The sequence below is a fragment of the Almyronema sp. genome, from assembly GCF_052168255.1.
Classification (GTDB): Bacteria; Cyanobacteriota; Cyanobacteriia; order Phormidesmidales; family Phormidesmidaceae; genus Sphaerothrix; species Sphaerothrix epifaneia.
Genome location: NZ_JBQLZL010000072.1, coordinates 46,063 through 65,483, shown reverse-complemented (window position 1 = coordinate 65,483; position 19,421 = coordinate 46,063). Strand labels below are relative to the sequence as shown.

Here is a 19,421-nt window from a genome sequence, read left to right as displayed (position 1 = left end):
GAGTGATAGCCAGAGGCAGCAGGCTGAAGACTGAGAGCAGAAAGAAAGCTTTTCTGGCTGCGGCTTTGAGCCATGGAAGTGTCTCTGACGCGGGGGGCGATAGCTATCGGCGGTAGCGCTGGGGCAAACGGGCGCTATTTCCTCAGGTGGCTTGATCAGCTACGCCAACTTTGCACAGCAGGTTAACCGCACCCAGTTGTTTAAGCTGCTGCATTTGTTGTTGGTTTCTGACCAGCAGCGATCCGGCATAGCCCAGAGCATTAACTGGGATAGACTGATAGCTTTCCTGCGATCGCGGTACAATCATCATCCAGTGCCGGGTTGCTAGCCAGTTGTAAGCAGCGGTTTGGCGATCGCCTTGGTAAGCAATAGCCGTCGCGCTCAAAAGCTGCTGATACAGCGTTAAGGCAAACTCAGCCATGCGATCGGGTTGGTGGAGCAAAGTGGGATCAAGCTGCCCAATAGCGTGGTTAAAGGGTAACAGCGGCGATCGACCAATGCCATTTTGGAACTCTGCGGCTGCGATCGCGGTTTCAATCGGTAGGCTAACTGCCTCATCAACCAGCGGTAGCGGCACTACTTGCAAATGCTTGTGAGCCTGACTAGCTCCCGCTGCTTGGCCACCATTGTAAAAAGCAAAGCCATCAATTTCGGCCATACAGGCCCACAGCGCTTGAAAATCTCGCCAGTTAAGCCAGTTTTCCTGCGGTTCAAACGCCCGCGTCACCACTAGAATATGGTGATCCACTACGTTGAACTTGTTGAGCAGACACAAGTGAGTAGCAGAGAGATTGGTAACAAAGAGTTCTTCTTCATAAGGCAGAAAGGGATTAAAGTCTTGAGGGCGTTGCTTTTTAGCCTTTTCTTTGCGGACGAGGTTGGCCAAAATGCGAACCACAAAAGCGATCCCCTGGTGTTCGACTCGCTCATAGTCAGTGGGAATTGACTGCAAAGCCCCACTGCTGAGTGCCTGGTGGCTGCGTGTCCTGATTTTTTCCCATAGAGTACCGACCTCAAAATCAAGAGGGGAAGCGTCGAAAGCCATAACATCGCCCACCAGCCTTTCATCGTGCAATCTACCAGAAAATGCACCCAGTCGGTGATATTGCTAAAAGCAGAAGGCTAAGGGCAGCGGGCAGAAGCAAAGCTTTTCGGTCAGCGGCTTTCAGCCATTGAAGTATTTCAACACGGGTGTCTACAGCTACAACCGTGGCTACGGAAGCTGCTTCATTGCCCGTGTCTAACCGTCTTTCTCTCTGCTTTACCCTAGTCTTCAGCAGCAACCGTCGAGGTTTCGCCAGCCGTTAGCGGCAGACAGTCTGGCTGAGGTGGCATCAGTGCCACCACATGAGGCACCGGACGCGGCGTATAGCGCATCAGCGCTTCTCCGCCATAGACCAGAGAAGTGCTAGCGCCAGAATCTAACATGACAGCCTCTCTCAGCCCTAGCTGGCTAAGTAAAGAGCCGAGCTGCATTGAATCTACCCGATCGTTAGAGACGCCAATGACGGGTCGACCAGCCTGATCAATGCCCCAAAAAGCCCGGTGTCGTTCAGCGTCATAGTCAAATAGATTGCCAAACATGTGAGCTTCGCGAGCCTGACCATCTTTTACCAGCCAAGCTGCGGCCACAAAGGCATCTGTGACGTCAGCGGCTTCTGCTTGAATGCCCGCTAGCGTATTGTGTTTGTCGGGTTCAAACGGCACAAATTTAACCGACTGAGGGCTAATCAGCACCAGAGGGCGTCCGGCTAATAGCGGATTTTCACCCGTGTTGCCAGGAACAAATTCGCCTGTGGATTGGCTATAGATGGGGCCAATCATTGTATTGGAGTCGAGGTATTTGAGCGAAAAGAAGGCACCATCGACAGCGGCGATCGCTGGGGTTTCAGCAATGATCTCAGCCACTTGATAGCGACTGTCGGCGTGGATGGTGGTGGGTTTACCCCCGGTCACTAAAAACAGTGGAATATCTTCTAACGTAAAACGGCGCAAATTAATGTCTGTATTAAAGTCAAAGCTGCCAGGTTCTATCGCCACTGGTGGCCCCCCCCAGGCATCGGGAATCACCGCTTCTAGGCGAGACTGGCCAAAGCGGGCGATCGCCAATAAGCTTTCAGACTCGCCCGCAAAGCGCTCGTCCACATCATCCATCGTCAGCGCTGCCGAATAGCCCGCGTCAGCCACAACCTGAGCTACCCGTTCGTCATACTTACCTTCTGGGTAGGTAAAGTAGCGAATGGGTTGGCCAAGCTTTTCTTCAATCAGCCGCTTAGACTCAAACACCTCTTGCTGCAAAGCGGCGTCAGTCAGTGGCCGCAAATCGCGCGGATGGGTCACACTATGAGCAGCAAAGGTAATCAGCGGGTCTTCAGCCATTTGCTGCACCTGTTGCCAGGTTAAGGTAGAGCGGCCTGCAATATCGCCGTCGAGTTTGCCCGTGAAGACGGAAAAAGTGGCTGGGTAGCGATAGCGCTTCAGCAGCGGATACACATAGGTATAGTGACCCGCATAACCATCGTCGAAAGTCAGCAGAATAGGTTTATCCGGTAGGGGAGTCCCGGTTCTGAGGTGATGTACGAGTTGATCGAGGCTAACAGGCGTTAGTCCGTTGGCTCGAATCAGCTCAAAGTCTTGCTCTAGCTCATCGGGCGTGACATCAAAAAAGACTTCTTTTTCAGCCAGAATGTCGTGATACATCACCACCGGAACCTGAGCTAGCTTTGCCCGCTGATGAATCTGAGGCCAGGGAATGGGAACCGTACGGGGGGCTAGTTCCAGGTTCACTTGGCGAATGGCCTGACCAATACTGGCACCAGCCGCGATCGCCCCTGATGGCAACGGTGCGGCTAGGTTAGCTGCCTGGGCTAAATTAGCCACCGGAAAACAAAGCTCAGCCGCGGTGGTTTCACCCTCTGCTGATAAAGCATTGAGCAACGTGACTGGCAAAGCGTTGACCAAGGCTGCGGAAATTTGCGGACTCAGCGGCTGAGTCGCTTGCAAGGGTTCGTCTGCTTGAGAGGCTCGATGATCTAGCCAGAAAACAGTGAGTGCTGCCAGACTCAGACCGCTGACAGCACTGATGCCAAAAAGCGTCAACCGCTGCCATCTTTTCGCCAGAAATGTCTTAAAATCCTGCATTACCGAATCCTTAACCTTGAATTTAAACACGGCAACTGGGACGATAGGGACTTACACGAGAAGGGTGCTTCATCGAGGCTGTACTAAAACCCATCCGACTAACGGCTGATGCAGCATCAGTCGGTAAGGTGCTGGGTAAGTCTTTGATTCTTATTCTTTCAGCCCTATTATTTCAGACTCAGGTGCTTTTCTATCATGCTTCCTAGCCACGGACGCTATACTTATTCCCCTATTATTCGGCGGGCTGATTATCGCTGGCCCCAAAATCGGCGGCTAGCTGTTTACATTGCCCTTAATTTAGAACATTTTGCCTTTGGTGAAGGCTTAGGAGCGCAATTAGCACCCGGTGGGCCCCAACCCGATGTCCTCAACTACGCGTGGCGTGATTATGGCAATCGCGTGGGAGTTTGGCGGCTGCTGGATTTGTTTGAAGATTTGGGTTTGCCAGTCGCGGCTCTGGTGAATGCCACTTTGTATGATTACTGCCCGGAGGTGGTTGCCGCTTTTCGCGATCGCGGCGATGAAATTGTGGCGCATGGTCGCACCAACTCTGAGCGGCAAAGCACCTTATCAGCCGCAGCCGAAGCCCAACTCATTGCCGATACCACTAAAACGATTACGCACTACGAAGGCACCCCCCCCAAAGGCTGGCTCGGCCCCTGGATTGCCCAGAGCCATCAAACCCCCGATTTATTGCAAGAAGCGGGCTATACTTACTGCCTAGACTGGTGCTGCGACGATCAGCCCATCTGGTTCAAAGCTCGTCAGGGGCGTCTGCTGGCGATTCCGTATCCGCAAGAGGTCAATGATATTCCGGCGATCGCTGTCCGCCGAACCAGCGCGGCTGATTTTGCCGACATGATTATTGACAGCTTTGACGAAATGGAAGAGCAGTCTCAGCAACAGCCTTTGGTTTATGGCATTTCGCTACACCCCTACATCGTCGGGCAACCCTTTCGGTTACGGCATTTGCGACGCGCCTTAAAGCATGTTGTGCAGCACGCCAAACTCTACAGCGAAGATATTTGGCTGACTTATCCAGGGGCGATCGCCGATTATGTGATGACGTTACCGGAAGGAACGGTGCCCTAAGCAAGAACGCTAGCAAGGCAGCGATCGCGGCTGAGCGTCGCCAAACTGTAAAGTTTTATAAGAGACGCTTGCAGTGTCGTCTTCAAAACGGCAAATCCATCAGGCTTTTGCTAGATTGACGGCAGCCCGATGGTGCTGCCAGTGGCTCAATGCTTATGCCTCAGCCTAAATCTCTCGATTTTCGTTTGGTTCAGCGAATCTGCGACCTGCAACAGGCACTTGATCAGGCGCTCGACTCCCTAGAAGAGCTGCAAACCAAAGTCGCTGCTCAGTATTTAGTTGAAACTCAACTGATTGAGACTGAGCATTTTGCCAATGCTCAGCAACAAGTGATTACCCATCTGCAAACGCAGCTCCAGCAAAAACACCAGTGGCAAGAGCAGCTTTTGCAAGCGTTTGTCAGTCGTGCTGAGCAGTGGATGGCAGAACAGTTAGAGCAGCTAGAGCGCCTGAAGCTGCGTACCCAGCAAGGCGAAGCCGAAATTCAAAACTACCTGGTGCGGCTAAAGAAACACTGCCAGTCTGACAGCTTTACCACAGTGTTGACCCAGCAGCCCCGGATTGAGCTAGAGTCAGAAATTTTCGTTGCTCGTATGCTCACCGTGAGTTTGGGAACTCAGCTTCAGGCCATACACCAGCACAGCCAAGCTTTAGAAACCCTCTTCAACCACTATCGAGCCGCTTTAGCCCAGCTAGCAGGCTCACTCATCCCCCTAGATGAAGACCTAAGGCCGACCGACGCCGAGGCTCACAACGCGGCCATGGTTTTGACTCAAAGCCAAAATGCTCAGGAGAATGCTGTGCGGTTTGAGCTATTTCACGAACTCAAGCTGAAGCAGCGGCGAATTGATCTTTTACAAACAGAACTCGCCCAGCAAATGCACAGCCAAACGCAGATGAAGCATCAATGTCAGGCGATCGCGGCTGAGCGTGACCATTATCAGCAGCAGCTTCAAGCAGCCGAAGTTCAAGTCACGCTCTTACAGGAACAGATTTTGCAACAAGCAAGCCAAGCAGGGGAATACGAGGTCAAGGTGCAATACTGGAAAGAGCAATCTCGTCGCGATCGCCCCCGCCTGCAGCCAGTGCCCAAATCCAATGGTTCTGCTTGAGCAAAGGCGGCTGAGCTAACACCCTACAAAATTTGTGACAAGAACTTCTTGCTGCGCTCTTCTTGCGGATTGTTAAAGAACGCATCCGGCGTGCCTTCTTCAACCAGCATGCCATCCGCCATTAACACGACTCGATCAGCCACTTCACGAGCAAAGCCAACTTCGTGGGTAACGCAAACCATCGTCATACCTTCACCCGCTAGCTCGCGCATAACGTCTAACACCTCACGCACCATCTCCGGGTCAAGGGCGGAGGTTGGCTCGTCAAACAACATTGCTTTGGGTTGCATCGCCAGAGAACGCGCGATCGCAACTCGCTGCTGCTGTCCACCAGAAAGCTGTCCAGGAAACTTCTTTGCTTGCTCGGCAATGCCGACGCGCTCTAGCAATTGCATCGCCACTTCATTGGCTTTGCGTTTGGGCCAGCGACGCACCCAAATCGGCGCTAGCGTAACGTTTTGCAAAACCGTGAGGTGGGGAAACAGGTTGAACTGCTGAAACACCATTCCCACTTCTTTGCGAACTTTTTCAATGTCTTTCAAGTCGTGAGAAATCAAAATGCCGTCAATTTCAATACGACCCTTTTGATAAGGTTCTAGAGCGTTGAAAGTTCGGATAAAAGTAGACTTGCCTGAGCCAGAAGGCCCCATGATCACAACGACTTCACCTCGATTGACCGTTAGGCTAACCCCCTTGAGCACATGAAAGCCATTGTCATACCATTTCTCAACATCCTGCGCCACAATAACAGGCTCAGCGCCTGTCGAGGGTCGTGCATCTGTTTCGGTCTGAAACTGTGTCATGATCAACTTTCCTTCTAAACAGCCGTCTCTGGCTAATTAAGCTTTCAAATAACAGAACCCAACCTTAGCTTTCCCGTCAACTACCCGCTAAATCAGCTAGAACGCTAGCCTGGAGCCAGCGGGCAAACCCAAAGCTGTAGCCCTATTCTGGCATTAACTTAGGCGTTATTAAGGCTAGCGTCTGTCAACTGTTACACGTAGAGATATTTAGTGAGTGGTGTTGAGCTTTTCCTCAATTTTGCGGCTGCCTAAAGACATGGCATAGCAGAAAAACCAATAGATCGCCCCAATAAACAGATAAACCTCTGCGTATCGCCCCAAATAAGTCGGGTTTGCCAGAATAGAACGGCTAATCCCTAACAGTTCTGCCAAACCAACAATCGATAGCAAGGTCGTGTCTTGAAACAAGCTAATAAACTGACCAACAATGGCCGGAATGGCAATTTTTAAGGCTTGCGGTAGCACAATAAAAAGCATGGTCAAGGGCTTGTTTAAGCCTAACGATGCCGCCGCTTCGCTTTGTCCGCGTGCGATCGCTTGCAAGCCTGCCCGTACGTTTTCAGCTAAGTAAGCGGCGCTAAACAAGGTTAAACCAATGACCGCTCTGGCAATGCGTTCTGGGCGCATGCCATCTGGCAAAAACAGCGGAATCATCACCTGCCCCATAAACAGGATCGAAATTAAAGGCACACCTCTAACTAGCTCAATATAGGCGGTTGACAGCCACTTCACTGCGGGTAGCTGGCTGCGGCGTCCTAGGGCTAGCAACAACCCTAGCGGAAAACACAGCAAGATACCTGAAACAGCCACCAGCAGCGTTAGCAGCAAGCCGCCCCAGTCATTAATGGGCGAAGCCGGACGCGCTACCCCAAAAAACAAATAGCCCAATCCCCCCAAAATAGAACCCGGTACTAGCGGTACATAGGGAATGGGGTTAAAGATAAGCGGATAGAGCGGCAGCAGGCTAATGAGCCAAATAGCCGAAATCCAAAGACCCAGTTTAGGAAACTTCTGGGCGATCGCCCGTCCAACCCAGGCCATCCCCGCCACCAGCGCCACCAGCGGCAACAGTTTAGCGCTAGCAGGCCGAGTCAACGGAAAAAGGACAATGACCGCACAGAGAAGACCTAAACTAATCAAAACAGAACGGCTAAAGAGGGTAGAGACGTTGCGACCCAAAACCCCCCAAGACAACCCACCTAAAGCGCAGATAAACCCTAACAGCGTCCAAACTCGCCAGTAGAGGTCGCTGGGGTATAGCCCGGTCATAAACAGCCCCAGGTTATTGGGCAAGACCTGCCACTGAGCCACCGTAAAGGCCCAGGTGAGTAAACCTTTGGCTGCGTAGGCCAGAATTAAGACCACTACCACCGTTAGCAAACTGTTAAACCAGTCGCTGAAAAGGTTTTTACGCATCCAGGTGACGGGGCCAGGTTGATTGACGCTGGGCGGACGCGAAACCGAATCACTTGGACTAAGGCTAGTCATCCATTAGCGCTCCTTAAACTGAACGGCCTGATTGAGCTGGTTCATCGCCAGCGAAATTATCAAATTAATTACCAAGTAGGTTGCCATCAATACCAGAAACACTTCAACCGGACGACCCGTTTGGTTATAAGTGGTGTTGGCAACGGCATAGATTTCAGGGTAGGCAACCGCAAACGCCAGACTAGAGTTTTTAGCCAGGTTCATAAACTCGCTGTTGAGCGGTGGAATAATGACTCGCATGGCTTGGGGAAAGACGACCAATCGCATGACCAGACCGTTTACCAACCCCACTGAACGCGCTGCTTCCCACTGGCCTTTGGAGACTGACTGAATCCCCGCCCGCACGATTTCCGCAATAAATGCGCCCGTGTAAAACACCAACGCCGAGAGCGAAGCCACATATTCTCGCGAAAATCGCTTAGCCCCAGTAACGCCACCGCCTTCTACGGGTTCTGGAATTTGCCAGCCCAAGCCCAGAAAAATAACCAGCATGACTGCCAGAATTGCCCACAAAATATAGCTTTGGGTTTTGCCGGGTTCGCCTTTTTCGACCCTGACGTGGGTACGCCACCGCCAAACAAAAAACGCGGCGATCGCACCTACAGCGATCGCGGCTAGCCCTATCCAGGCGCGGGGGCCATTTGCAGGCCAAAACAGATAAACGCCGCGATTATTTAAGTAAGCCAGACCAAACACGTCTATTTGGTTGACCGGAGAAGGCAAACCGCCATAAACAGCGAAGTACCAAAAAAACAACTGCAGCAGTAGGGGAATGTTTCTCACCAAGCCTACATAGGCACGGCTAATTTTGTAGACTAGCCAGTTGGTCGAAAAGCTGGCAATGCCAGCGGCAGTTCCTACCAGCGTTGCCAAAATAATGCCAGCAACCACCAAAATTAAAGTATTCAGCAAGCCAACAAAAAGGGCTTTGCCATAAGCATCTTGGGGATTGTATTGAACAGCGCTTTCACCAATGCTGAATCCGGCTTGATTGGAAAGAAAGCCAAAACCAAAGTCAATGCCTTGTCTTTCTAAGTTGCCGCTGAGGTTGCCAATTAAGAAGGTGAATATGCCCACCACAATGGCAACCACAATTACTTGAAAAGCAATTTTCCAAAAACGTTCATCTCGCAGCAAAGCCGCTGGATTGAAGCCATTACGACTGGGTTCAATGGTCATGTGCTAATCCTGATGAAGCCAATATCATTAATTTTTTAATTGCCCTATCGATTCCATAACTGATGAGTGCTATGCCTAGCTATCGATCAGGCAGTCGCGCCAAGAGTTGATAGAACCATAGTGCAAAAGGGGATTTTGGAAAAGTTGCATCTGTTACATGCTTTACAAAGACAAAAAGAGACACGAGGGTTCGTGTCTCTACTGAAATTAAACAAGTTTTAAGGGCGATCGCCGCTTAGCGGAAAGGCGGAGAGTATAAAAGACCGCCTTCCGTCCAGAGTGCGTTTTGACCACGAGGCAAGGCAAACTGAGAACCTTCGCCTAAGTTGCGCTCATAAATTTCACCATAGTTGCCGACGTGGGTAATCACCCGAGCCATAAAGTCATTGGGCAGACCCATATCGGAACCTAGCGTGCCTTCTTCGCCCAAGAAGCGAGCAATATTGGGGTCTTCGCTGTTGGCAAACTCGCCAATATTCTCAGAGGAGATGCCAAACTCTTCAGCTTGGAACAAACCGTAGGTAACCCATTTGACGGTATCAAACCAGGCCGAGTCGTTGTTGACCGTCACTGGCCCTAGCGGCTCTTTCGACATGGTGACATCGAGCAGTTCATGGGCATCTGGTTCAGGCAGGGTGCTGCGACGGGCGACCAACTGCGACTTATCAGAGGTCATGCCTTCGCATCGCCCTTCTGAATAAGCGGCATAAGCGGCATCAGCATCTTGGAAAACGACAGGCTCAAACTCAACGCCGAGCTGGCGCATTTGATCGGTTAGGTTCAGTTCAGTAGTGGTACCTGTTTCAACACAAACGGCTCTACCCGCAAAGTCTTCTAAAGAAGCAATGCCACTATCGGTACGCACCATCATGCCCTGACCATCAAAGAAGGTCGTAGGCGCAAACTCAAGGCCAACAGCGGTATCGCGGTTGATTGTCCAGGTGGTGTTGCGCGACAGCATATCGACTTCTCCACCAGCTAGCGCGGTGAAACGCTCGGTCGAATCTAGCCGTCGATACTCAACCGCCTCTGGGTCGTCAAAGAGGGCGGCGGCAACTGCCCGACAAACATCCACATCCAGTCCAGAATAGGCACCACTTTCATCGACAAAGCTAAATCCAGGAATACCCCCGTCAACTCCACAAACGAGCTGACCGCGATCGAGAACGGTTTGCAAGATACTGCCTTCAGAACCCGCTGCGCTAGATTCATCGCCCGCAGCAGAATCCGTTGAGGCCGTATCACCGCCGCAGGCAGTCACGGCTACTGTTGCCGCTAGGGCAACCATTGCAAAACCCCATCTATATTTCATTTCACACCTCACTCGCTTTTTGAAAGAGAATTGCACATTCAGAAGAGAATTGCACACTCACGTCGCTACTAAACCCAGGGATTGAGCTTGTTAGCTCAACATCCAATGGATCAACGTTTATTTTTGTATCAGGGAACACATTCCCAGGCAAGCCCTGCGGTTGGCAGCGGTTTTGCTGCTGTCGCCCAGGTGCTAGACCCGAATAGAAGGATAGCGTTTTCGCTAGATAGAATAGGAAATACGGTAATTTTTTTAAGAGCAAAAAGTCATGGGCGATCGCTGGCAGCAAGGAGCGGTGCTGGATCTAGAGATTACAGGTCTTAACAGCACAGGCGAAGGAGTAGGCCGCTGGCAGGAGCGAGTGGTGTTTGTGCCCGATACGGTACCGGGCGATCGCGTCCAGACCCGGTTGCTGCGCATTAAGCCCACTTACGGCTGGGGTAAACTGCTCCAGGTAGAAACGGCGTCACCCGACCGAATTAAACCCGCCTGCATTGTGGCTGACAAGTGCGGCGGCTGCCAGTGGCAAACAGTTGCTTATACAGAGCAGCTTGCCGCTAAACAGCAGCAGGTAGAAGATGCGCTCAAACGCATTGGCGGCTTTGACACTATCAAGGTCGAGCCGATTTTACCCTCAGCGCCTTTGGCCTATCGCAACAAGGCTACCTATCCTCTAGGACGCTCCGATACGCAACAGGTGCAGGCAGGCTACTATCGCAAAGGCACCCACAAGCTTATTAACCTCAACCGCTGTCCGGTGCAAGACGAACGCTTAGATCCTTTTCTGAGCGAAATCAAGCAGGATATTGCTGAGCAGGGCTGGCCCATTTATGACGAGTCTACTCAGCGGGGAGCTTTGCGCCACCTGTCTTTGCGCATCGGGCGGCGAACCGGGCAGGTTTTGTTGACCCTGGTGAGTACCCGCCCCCGGCTGGGGAACTTAGAGGAGCAAGCCCAAACCTGGTTGCAGCGTTATCCTCACTTGGTGGGGGTTATGCTCAATCACAATGCTCAGCAAACCAACGCCATTTTTGGCGGCACGACTTACTGTGTTGCTGGCCAGCCCTACGTTGAAGAACAATTTGCCAATCTACAGTTGCGGGTTGGCCCGACTAACTTTTTTCAGGTAAACACCGAGCAAGCCGAGCAGCTACTAGCAGTGATTCTGGCGGAATTGAACTTGCAAGGGCATGAGCGGGTGGTAGATGCTTACTGCGGCATTGGTACGTTGACGTTGCCCATTGCCGATCAGGCTAAACACTGTTTGGGTTTAGAAGTTAGCAAAGACTCGGTTCAGCAAGCGCAGACCAATGCCGCCATTAACGGCATCTCTAACGTTGACTTTCAGGTGGGGGCGGTTGAAGACTGGCTGCCGCAGGTAGGGGAGCGACTCGGCACGCCCATTGATGTGGTGGTGCTAGATCCACCGCGAAAAGGCTGTACGCCTGCGGTTTTGCGATCGCTGATAGAACTGGCTCCCCACCGCATTGTCTACATGAGCTGTAACCCGGCAACGCTGGCTCGCGATCTCAAAACCCTCTGCGAACAGGGAGGCTATCAGTTACAGCGAGTACAACCAGCCGATTTCTTTCCGCAGACGGCTCATGTAGAGTGTGTAGCGTTTCTGGTACGGTAAAGGGCGGTAGATTTTAGTGTGTAGGCGACTCTCCCTTCCGCAATGCTATGAAATTCAGCGAAATCGTCCAGAAACTGAAGACTGATCAAAACAGCCTGATTAATTTTAGCGATCGCAATCCTGAGATTACGGGAGTCGCCGCTATTGACGAAGCGATCGCAGGCCAGTTGAGCTATGTAGAGGGCACCAAATTTGCTCGTTACCTAGAGACGACCCAGGCGAGTGCGCTGATTTTGCCGCTGGCGGCTGAACTGCAATCTCAGGCAAATGCACGAGCGATCGCCTGGTTAAGCGTCCCTGAACCCCGGCTGTTTTTTGCCCGTGCGATCGCGCTGTTTTATCAGCCCTTTAGACCCGCCCCCGGCATTCATCCCAGCGCTGTCATTGCTCCTTCAGCCCAGCTAGGAGACAACGTTTCTATCGGAGCCAATGTGGTGATTCAAGCCGATGTTCAGCTAGGCAGCGGCGTTTGTATTCATCCCAACGTCGTCATCTATCCAGCAGCCTGTATTGGCGATCGCAGCATTCTCCACGCCAACTGTGTAATTCACGAGCGCACGCAAATCGGGGCAGACTGTGTGATTCACAGCGGCGCTGCCATCGGTTCAGAAGGGTTTGGCTTTGTGCCAACCGCCACAGGCTGGGAAAAAATGGAGCAGTCAGGCCGTACCGTTTTAGAAGACGGCGTCGAAATTGGCTGTAACTCTACCGTTGATCGCCCAGCAGTAGGAGAAACCCGCATCAAACGCCAGACCAAGTTAGACAACCTGGTTCACATTGCCCACGGCTGCCAAATCGGTGAAGCAGTCGTGATGGCAGCTCAAGTGGGCTTAGCCGGGGGCGTAAGCGTTGGCGATCGGGTAATTTTGGGCGGTCAAGTCGGCGTCTCTAACCAGGTTGAAATCGGTACAGGCGTCATTGTAGGTGCCCAATCAGGCATTCATACCAACATTCGACCTCATACCACTGTTTCCGGTAGCCCCGCCTTGCCGCACCAAATTTACCTGCGGGCGGCTGCCGTCTACCGCCGCTTGCCCGAAATGTATCAAACCTTTAGACAGCTCCAGTCTAAAAACTAGACGCTAGCTTTCGCTTTTCCAAAGACGCTTAGCCGCTTCTGCCGCTTCATAGCTAATCACCCGATTGCGACCGCGAAACTTAGCCAGATAAAGAGCCTGATCGGCTCTGCCAATCAGGTTTTCCGGTTCTGTATCATGGCTGGGCATCAAACAAGCTACCCCAATGCTTAAGGTTACCACTGGCTGCACTGGGGAGCCGCAGTGAGGAATGTGCTGCTGCTCAACCTGCTGCCGAATATTTTCTGCAACTACCAGCCCGCCCGCCAAATCGGTGTTAGGCAGGAGGATAACAAATTCTTCTCCACCATAGCGGGCGGCTAAATCGGCGGCTCGTCGAATGTTTTCTCCTAAAACTTGAGCAATTTTGGCTAAACAGGCGTCTCCCGCTAAATGACCATAGGCATCGTTATAAGCCTTAAAGCAGTCCACATCACAAAGCAGCAGACCTAAGGGTTTTTGTTCTCGCGTTAGCCGTCGCCACTCTTGCTGTAGCGTTTGGTCAAAGTAGCGACGGTTAGCCAACTGGGTCAAACTGTCAAGGTTAGCCAACCGCATCAACTGATGGTTAACGGTTTCGAGCTGATGGCGCAAAAGCTGGCTTTCCGCTAACTGATGCCTTAGCTCAGTCACCATCCAGCGTTCTTGCAAAATATGTTTGACCCGTCGCCGGAGAACCGCGATGTGAATGGGTTTAGTCACATAATCGGTCGCCCCCACATCGAAAGCCCGATCAACCGAATCGCGATCTGATAGACCCGTAATCATCAAAATGGGAGGGCAGGCTTCTGCTAGATCTTGCTGCAGGCGCGCACAGCAGTCGAAGCCATTCATTTCTGGTAGCAACGCATCGAGAAGGACGAGGTCAACCGGAAACGAGTTGCAAATGGTCAAGCAGTCTGACCCGTTAGCAGCCTCTAGCACTTCAAAGTCTTCTTGTTGCAGGGTTCGCTTTAACAAAAAGCGGATGACGCTATCGTCATCAACCACTAAAACCGTTGTCATTGACTTTCATTGACTCATTGCGATAACGGCGTTGTCCTAAAAACAGTTTGCTTTTCAAAGTTTACTGAGACAAGGCGGCTTTGAGCGCCCTAGCCAGCAAGCTGAGGGGGCGTTGCGGTTGTTTTTGACTCAAGCGCCGCTATCAGGATAACGACCTAGCCCATAGAGTGGGGTATCAAAGGCAGATGGCTGAGGGCAGCAGGAAAGGTTTTCTATCAGCGGCTTTCAACCATTTGAGTGGCTAACCTGAGCGACCATAGCGGCAAAAAGTGCCTCATTATACAGTTTTTAGCGCTTGTGCGGGCAGTTGAACCAATACGCTGTAGCCCCTTCAAAGCCAGGTTGGCATCATCGCCGTGAAAAACTGAGCCAGACCAGCAAGTCGGTTCCCTTAATGAGGTCTGGCATTTTAGCGCGATCGCTAAATTCGCAATCTTACCTTTTACTTTTGCTTTACAATTTTGGCAATGTAGCTAGCGCTGTCTCGTCCTTTTAGACATCTGTTGTCTTCTAATAACAGTAATTACCTATGAGTATCGGATATTTAGCCTTAGTCCTTCACGCCCATCTGCCCTTTGTGCGACATCCCGAAAGTGACTATGTGCTGGAGGAAGAATGGCTATTTGAGGCAATTACAGAGACATATGTGCCGCTCCTGCTGATGTTTGAGGGGCTGAAGCGAGACAACATTGACTTTAAGCTAACCATGAGCATGACGCCGCCTTTGGTGTCGATGCTGCAAGATAACCTGCTACAGGAGCGCTACGACCATCATCTGGCTCAGCTAGAAGAGCTAGCAGAGATGGAAATTGAACGCAATACGCACAACGGTCACCTGAAATATCTGGCGGAATACTACGCCAAAGAATTTAACCAGGTACGGCAGGTTTGGGAGCACTATGACGGCAACCTGGTAAACGCTTTTAAGCAGTATCAAGATAGCAACAACCTCGATATCATCACCTGCGGAGCCACCCACGGCTATCTGCCGCTGATGAAAATGTATCCTGAAGCGGTTTGGGCACAGATTCAAATCGCCTGTGAGCATTATCAAGACACCTTTGGCCAGATGCCCGCTGGGATTTGGCTACCCGAATGTGCCTACTACGAAGGCGTAGAGCGAATGCTGGCCGATGCGGGTTTGCGCTACTTCATCACCGACGGTCATGGCATTCTCTACGCCCGTCCGCGCCCCCGTTTTGGCTCTTATGCCCCCATCTTTACTGAAACAGGGGTAGCGGCTTTTGGCCGCGATCATGAGTCTTCCCAGCAGGTTTGGTCGTCTCAGGTGGGCTATCCCGGCGCTGCTGAATATCGGGAGTTTTACCGTGACTTAGGCTGGGATGCTGAATACGAATATATCAAGCCCTACATCATGCCTAACGGCCAGCGCAAAAATGTGGGTATTAAGTATCACAAAATTACGGGTAAAGGTCTGGGGCTAGCGGAAAAAGAACTTTATGACCCCTACTGGGCCAAAGAAAAAGCGGCGGAACATGCGGCCAACTTTATGTTCAACCGTGAGCGGCAGATGGAATATCTGTATAGCTTGATGCAGCGCCCGCCGATTGTGCTGTCGCCCTACGATGCCGAATTGTTTGGCCACTGGTGGTATGAAGGGCCTTGGTTTATCGACTTTTTGTTCCGCAAGTCTTGGCATGATCAGCAGTCTTACCAGATGACTCATCTGTCTGACTATTTGCAGGCTCAGCCGACCCAGCAGGTTTGTCGCCCGTCTCAGTCAAGCTGGGGCTATAAGGGCTTTCACGAATATTGGCTCAACGAAACCAACGCCTGGATTTATCCTCATCTGCATAAGGCCGCAGAACGCATGATTGAACTGGCTCAGCGGGAACCTACCGATGAACTGGAATGGCGGGCTCTTAACCAGGCAGCGCGGGAGCTATTGCTGGCGCAGTCTTCAGATTGGGCTTTTATTATGCGCACAGGCACCATGGTGCCCTATGCGGTGCGGCGGACGCGATCGCACCTACAGCGTTTTAGCAAGCTGTGGGAAGATGTTTTGGCTGGCAAGATTGATGCGGGCTGGTTGGAAAAAGTCGAGGCGATCGACAATATCTTTCCGAATATCAACTATCGGGTTTATCGACCGCTCTAAGCCGACCCTTTAGTCTCTAATCCTCACAGTTTCCTCAGATTTATTTTCTACCGTCAGAGATGAAGTCGGGTAGTTGCCAAAGCGCGATCGCCTGAACGTTCTCAACCTGGGCCTAGAAGCTTGAGGAGGAAACTGCTTCGGGTGCGTCGTTGCCTTGTGTAATGTACGGCTATTCAAAAAATTCTCGTAAGTGAAAGTATGGCAAGCGAGGGAATACTGAAATAAGCCTCTGCCGTTTTCCGTGTCCTCTCAATGCCTGAATTAATCTCATCCCTGCTTGAATGGGCTAATTGGCTGGTTGAAGATTATCGTGGCCGCCCCCTGAGTCCTTTGCAGCTAAAACTATTGCAAGGAATTCTGATGGGACATGACTACAGAAAGATTTACAGGTTGATTCAAGAAGATCCAGATCCAGCGCTGTTTATCAACTCGGTTAATACATTACAGCGATCAACGGCTTATCAGCTTTGGAATCTCCTCAGTGGCGCACTTCAGCACGCTGGTTTTCTTCAACCCAATCAGCGAGTTAGTAAGCACAATGTCAAAGCTTATTTAGAGCGATCGCAGCAGAAACAGGCAGTATTACGCTGCTCTGCTGTAGACCAAGCTGAGCTTCACCTTGCTGCCACTTCAGGTATTAAGATTGACTTTCTGGGTGATTGCATTCGCTGGGTCGGGCGAGAGCAAGAACTTGAGTACCTGAGTCAAAAATTAACAAACTGTCGGTTACTAGCATTAGTCGGCATCTCTGGTATTGGTAAGACTTCTTTAGCAGCTCGATTGGCGATCGCCCTCGATACTGAAAGCCGCTTCTCTCGCATTGCTAGCGTTCGCTTTGAGAAAAAAGACTCTAATTTTTTAAATTTAGCTCAGGCTATTTTGGGTAGCCATTGTGTAAACGAAAATCTGGCTGCGTCTGAAACGCTTTTAGAAAGAGTAATGTCAAATCTGAGGGAAACCCCTCAGTGCTTCATTCTAGATATGGTCGAAGAGGCTTTTGAGATAGCTTCTGGAAATTCGCCGACGTTAGATCCCTGGATTTACCGATTTTTAGATGAGTTTGTTCGCACCCGTGATACCCAAAGCCTAATAATTGTGACGTCTCAGCTAAAACTACCAGTCTTCGCCGAAGGGCGATATACCGATCGCACCTATGAATATAAGTTAAAAGGACTCTCTGCCAAAGACGCTTTTGACTTGTTTACCGCTTGGGGTATTCAGGACACTACTGAGCCAGAATCAAGGCATATCCTGCAACAATGTATTCATACCTACGAAGGCCATCCTTTAGCTCTAAAAGTCATCGCTGGAGATATCCTGAACGAACCTTTTATAGGCAATATCCAGGCTTACTGGCATGACTATGGCGCAGAAATCGAATATTTTCAGCAGTGGATGGCTGAAACTAGCAAAAATCAGCAGAGCTATCCAAAACTTGATGCCTATAGCCTAGATTTAGCTGAACTAGTACAAAAGCGGATTCAGCGATCGCTTGATCAGTTAGAAAAAACAGCTCCTTTAGCGCACCAGCTATTGTGTATGGGCGCAACCTATCGTCAGGCTGTTGAGCGACAGGCTTGGCTCTGCTTGATGACAGAATCTTCTACTGAAGCCCTGAATACGGCATTTCAAGTCTTGCAGCGGCGATTTTTGCTAGAACCTGAAAGAACGAGCAGTCGAATTCTTTATCGGCTACACAACTTAATTCGCTGCACGGCTCTGGCTAGATTAAAAACCTGGAAGCATGGAAAAAACAGGTAGGCAGCCAAATCAGTCGGCTTCTTGCCTACAGCTGACTTGGTCAGAAGTTCAGATTGTTTGGGGAATTAGCTCTCTCAACCCTAAATTTCTGAATCGAATAGGTTTACAAAATGCAGTGTCTCAAGCACTCGCAACGCCGCAAACTTGCCTGATGGAGCAAGCCCATTGGCAAGCAGCTTATTACTGGTTGACGACCTATCAGCCTGCTAACGACACTTCCTTGGAGAGGGTCAAGGGTTTACTAGAAGTGTTTTATCATCTCAGTCAGCTACAAGAATGGCAACTTTGTGCACATATTCTGTGGTTGCCGATTGAAGGCCACTTTACTCAGCCTTTACATCGGCAGATTGGATGGTGGGGACACTATGCCCAGCAGCAAGACTTGTATCAAACCCTACTCAACAAGCTAGACGATAGCTTGAATGCTTTTTTGTTGTACGGTCTTGGTGAAGTCCATCGAGTAGCAGGTAATTGTGCTGAAGCGATCGCGGCTTATACTCAGCAACTACAGTTAGCTCAAAAACTACAAAATCCCCATGCAGAGATGCGAGCTTTGGGCGCACTAAGCCGTCTGCGCAGCTATTACCAAGTCAATTTAGATTTGTCTCAGCAGTATTGTCAGCAGCATCTTAAATTGGCAAGAGATCTAGGCGATCGCCTACAAGAAGCTAGAGCGCTATCTGGGCTTGGGATAGTCTATGACGCCAAGCGTCAAGTTTCCAAAGCGACCGCCCACCATCTCAAAGCCTGGAAGATTGTGCAAACGACAGATCGTCTAGATGAAAAGTTAAATATTCTGATGGAGTTAGAAGGCAGCTATCTTAATCGGGGGCAGTTCTACTCCCTAGATTCTTTACAGCAGCGCTTAGAACTCACTCAGCAACTACAGTTAGCAGAAAAGATTGCTGCCGCCGCTCATAGTGTGGGATATGCTTACACCAATCAACAGAAATGGTCGCAGGCGATCGCCCATTTTGAGTTGGCTTTGGCTCATAGCAGCAGCATTGGCAACCGACGTGATACTTGCCTTGCCACTAGTGCGCTAGGGGCGGTTTATGCTAGATGGGGTCGATGGAAACCCGCGATCGCCTATACTCAGCAAGCCTTATTAGGCTTTCAGCGCCTAGAAGATCACATAGCTGAGTGCCAATCATGGTTTAACCTCTGCTATTGCTACAGCTATACTCAAGAGCTAGACAAAGCACTGCACTGCGCTGTGCAAATCCGTCGCCTTGCACGCGCTACAAAGGCTCGCCATTTGCAGGGATATCTGCTGTTAGTAATGGGTCACATTTATTGGCAGCGGCGACAGCGGATTAAGGCTATTAGACTCGCTTTTTACGGTGTTTTCAAAATCGGACTGTGGCACAACAGCGAAGGCAAAATTAGCCTACGTCGGGTTTTTTACGAAATTTGGCATAGTCTAGTCGTCAAGCTTTATTCCTTCTTTACGTAAAGAACTGCACTCAGTCAAGTTGTTCACAAGACTCCTGATTCCCAAAATATAAGATCTGACTATCTGACCTTTCCCTACTCTTGCTATTCAAAAAAAGACCGTGTTAGCTTTTACTGAGATTGCAAAGACTCAACCTCAGTAAGTGAAGTTCCCTGCTTTCGGTTGCTGCTTGAGATGAGGAAGTAGTTGCTAACGCTTGTACGAGTTGGAGACTTCTAGTACAGTATTGGCCAAGCCTTTA

At 50.7% G+C, this 19,421-nt stretch carries 14 protein-coding genes; 7 read left to right on the top strand and 7 right to left on the bottom strand.

The features are described 5' to 3' along the window. Window positions 1-142 precede the first annotated feature (142 nt). Window positions 143-1,045 carry an ATP adenylyltransferase family protein gene (locus ACTS3T_RS16050; RefSeq protein WP_377966490.1) on the bottom strand — a complete coding sequence of 301 codons (903 nt, stop codon included), beginning with the start codon at window positions 1,043-1,045 and terminating at the stop codon, window positions 143-145. A 221-nt stretch (window positions 1,046-1,266) separates the two neighbouring features. Beyond that, window positions 1,267-3,141: a polysaccharide deacetylase family protein gene (locus ACTS3T_RS16045; protein ID WP_377966488.1), complete on the bottom strand. Its 1,875-nt coding sequence runs from the start codon at window positions 3,139-3,141 to the stop codon at window positions 1,267-1,269. A 195-nt stretch (window positions 3,142-3,336) separates the two neighbouring features. On the opposite strand from ACTS3T_RS16045, the gene ACTS3T_RS16040 reads away from it, so the two are divergent. Both ACTS3T_RS16040 and ACTS3T_RS16035 read left to right on the top strand, forming a co-directional pair. Continuing rightward, window positions 3,337-4,233: a polysaccharide deacetylase family protein gene (locus ACTS3T_RS16040; protein ID WP_377966486.1), complete on the top strand. Its 897-nt coding sequence runs from the start codon at window positions 3,337-3,339 to the stop codon at window positions 4,231-4,233. A 155-nt stretch (window positions 4,234-4,388) separates the two neighbouring features. Further along, complete coding sequence (locus tag ACTS3T_RS16035) at window positions 4,389-5,345, top strand: coiled-coil domain-containing protein (RefSeq protein WP_377966484.1); 957 nt, start codon at window positions 4,389-4,391, stop codon at window positions 5,343-5,345. A gap of 23 nt (window positions 5,346-5,368) precedes the next feature. Here ACTS3T_RS16035 and ACTS3T_RS16030 read toward each other — a convergent pair whose 3' ends face one another. From ACTS3T_RS16030 to ACTS3T_RS16015, 4 genes are all read right to left on the bottom strand, one after another. Continuing rightward, window positions 5,369-6,148 carry an amino acid ABC transporter ATP-binding protein gene (locus ACTS3T_RS16030; protein WP_377966482.1) on the bottom strand — a complete coding sequence of 260 codons (780 nt, stop codon included), beginning with the start codon at window positions 6,146-6,148 and terminating at the stop codon, window positions 5,369-5,371. A gap of 207 nt (window positions 6,149-6,355) precedes the next feature. Further along, on the bottom strand, window positions 6,356-7,636 hold the full coding sequence (locus ACTS3T_RS16025) for an amino acid ABC transporter permease (protein ID WP_377966480.1): 1,281 nt from the start codon (window positions 7,634-7,636) through the stop codon (window positions 6,356-6,358). A 3-nt stretch (window positions 7,637-7,639) separates the two neighbouring features. Continuing rightward, a complete protein-coding gene (locus ACTS3T_RS16020; protein ID WP_377966478.1) occupies window positions 7,640-8,815 on the bottom strand; it encodes an amino acid ABC transporter permease in 1,176 nt (391 codons plus the stop codon). Between the two features lie 235 nt (window positions 8,816-9,050). Further along, complete coding sequence (locus ACTS3T_RS16015) at window positions 9,051-10,127, bottom strand: amino acid ABC transporter substrate-binding protein (RefSeq protein WP_377966476.1); 1,077 nt, start codon at window positions 10,125-10,127, stop codon at window positions 9,051-9,053. A gap of 268 nt (window positions 10,128-10,395) precedes the next feature. Between ACTS3T_RS16015 and rlmD the strand changes: the two genes are divergently transcribed. Next, entirely contained in the window at window positions 10,396-11,763 is a 1,368-nt protein-coding gene (rlmD, locus tag ACTS3T_RS16010) for a 23S rRNA (uracil(1939)-C(5))-methyltransferase RlmD (RefSeq protein ID WP_377966474.1), read from the top strand. 47 nt (window positions 11,764-11,810) lie between these two features. After that, entirely contained in the window at window positions 11,811-12,842 is a 1,032-nt protein-coding gene (gene lpxD / locus ACTS3T_RS16005) for a UDP-3-O-(3-hydroxymyristoyl)glucosamine N-acyltransferase (protein ID WP_377966472.1), read from the top strand. 3 nt (window positions 12,843-12,845) lie between these two features. Here lpxD and ACTS3T_RS16000 read toward each other — a convergent pair whose 3' ends face one another. After that, a complete protein-coding gene (locus ACTS3T_RS16000) occupies window positions 12,846-13,844 on the bottom strand; it encodes a diguanylate cyclase domain-containing protein (protein WP_377966470.1) in 999 nt (332 codons plus the stop codon). 529 nt (window positions 13,845-14,373) lie between these two features. Between ACTS3T_RS16000 and ACTS3T_RS15995 the strand changes: the two genes are divergently transcribed. The 3 genes from ACTS3T_RS15995 to ACTS3T_RS15985 all read left to right on the top strand — a co-directional run bounded on the left by ACTS3T_RS15995 (window position 14,374) and on the right by ACTS3T_RS15985 (window position 19,180). Then, entirely contained in the window at window positions 14,374-15,963 is a 1,590-nt protein-coding gene (locus tag ACTS3T_RS15995) for a glycoside hydrolase family 57 protein (RefSeq protein WP_377966468.1), read from the top strand. Window positions 15,964-16,215: 252 nt separating this feature from the next. Beyond that, the gene (locus ACTS3T_RS15990) at window positions 16,216-17,724 is read left to right on the top strand and encodes an NB-ARC domain-containing protein (RefSeq protein ID WP_377966466.1); all 1,509 of its coding nucleotides are present in this window, start codon (window positions 16,216-16,218) and stop codon (window positions 17,722-17,724) included. A 115-nt stretch (window positions 17,725-17,839) separates the two neighbouring features. After that, window positions 17,840-19,180 carry a tetratricopeptide repeat protein gene (locus tag ACTS3T_RS15985; RefSeq protein ID WP_377966464.1) on the top strand — a complete coding sequence of 447 codons (1,341 nt, stop codon included), beginning with the start codon at window positions 17,840-17,842 and terminating at the stop codon, window positions 19,178-19,180. Window positions 19,181-19,421: the final 241 nt, after the last annotated feature.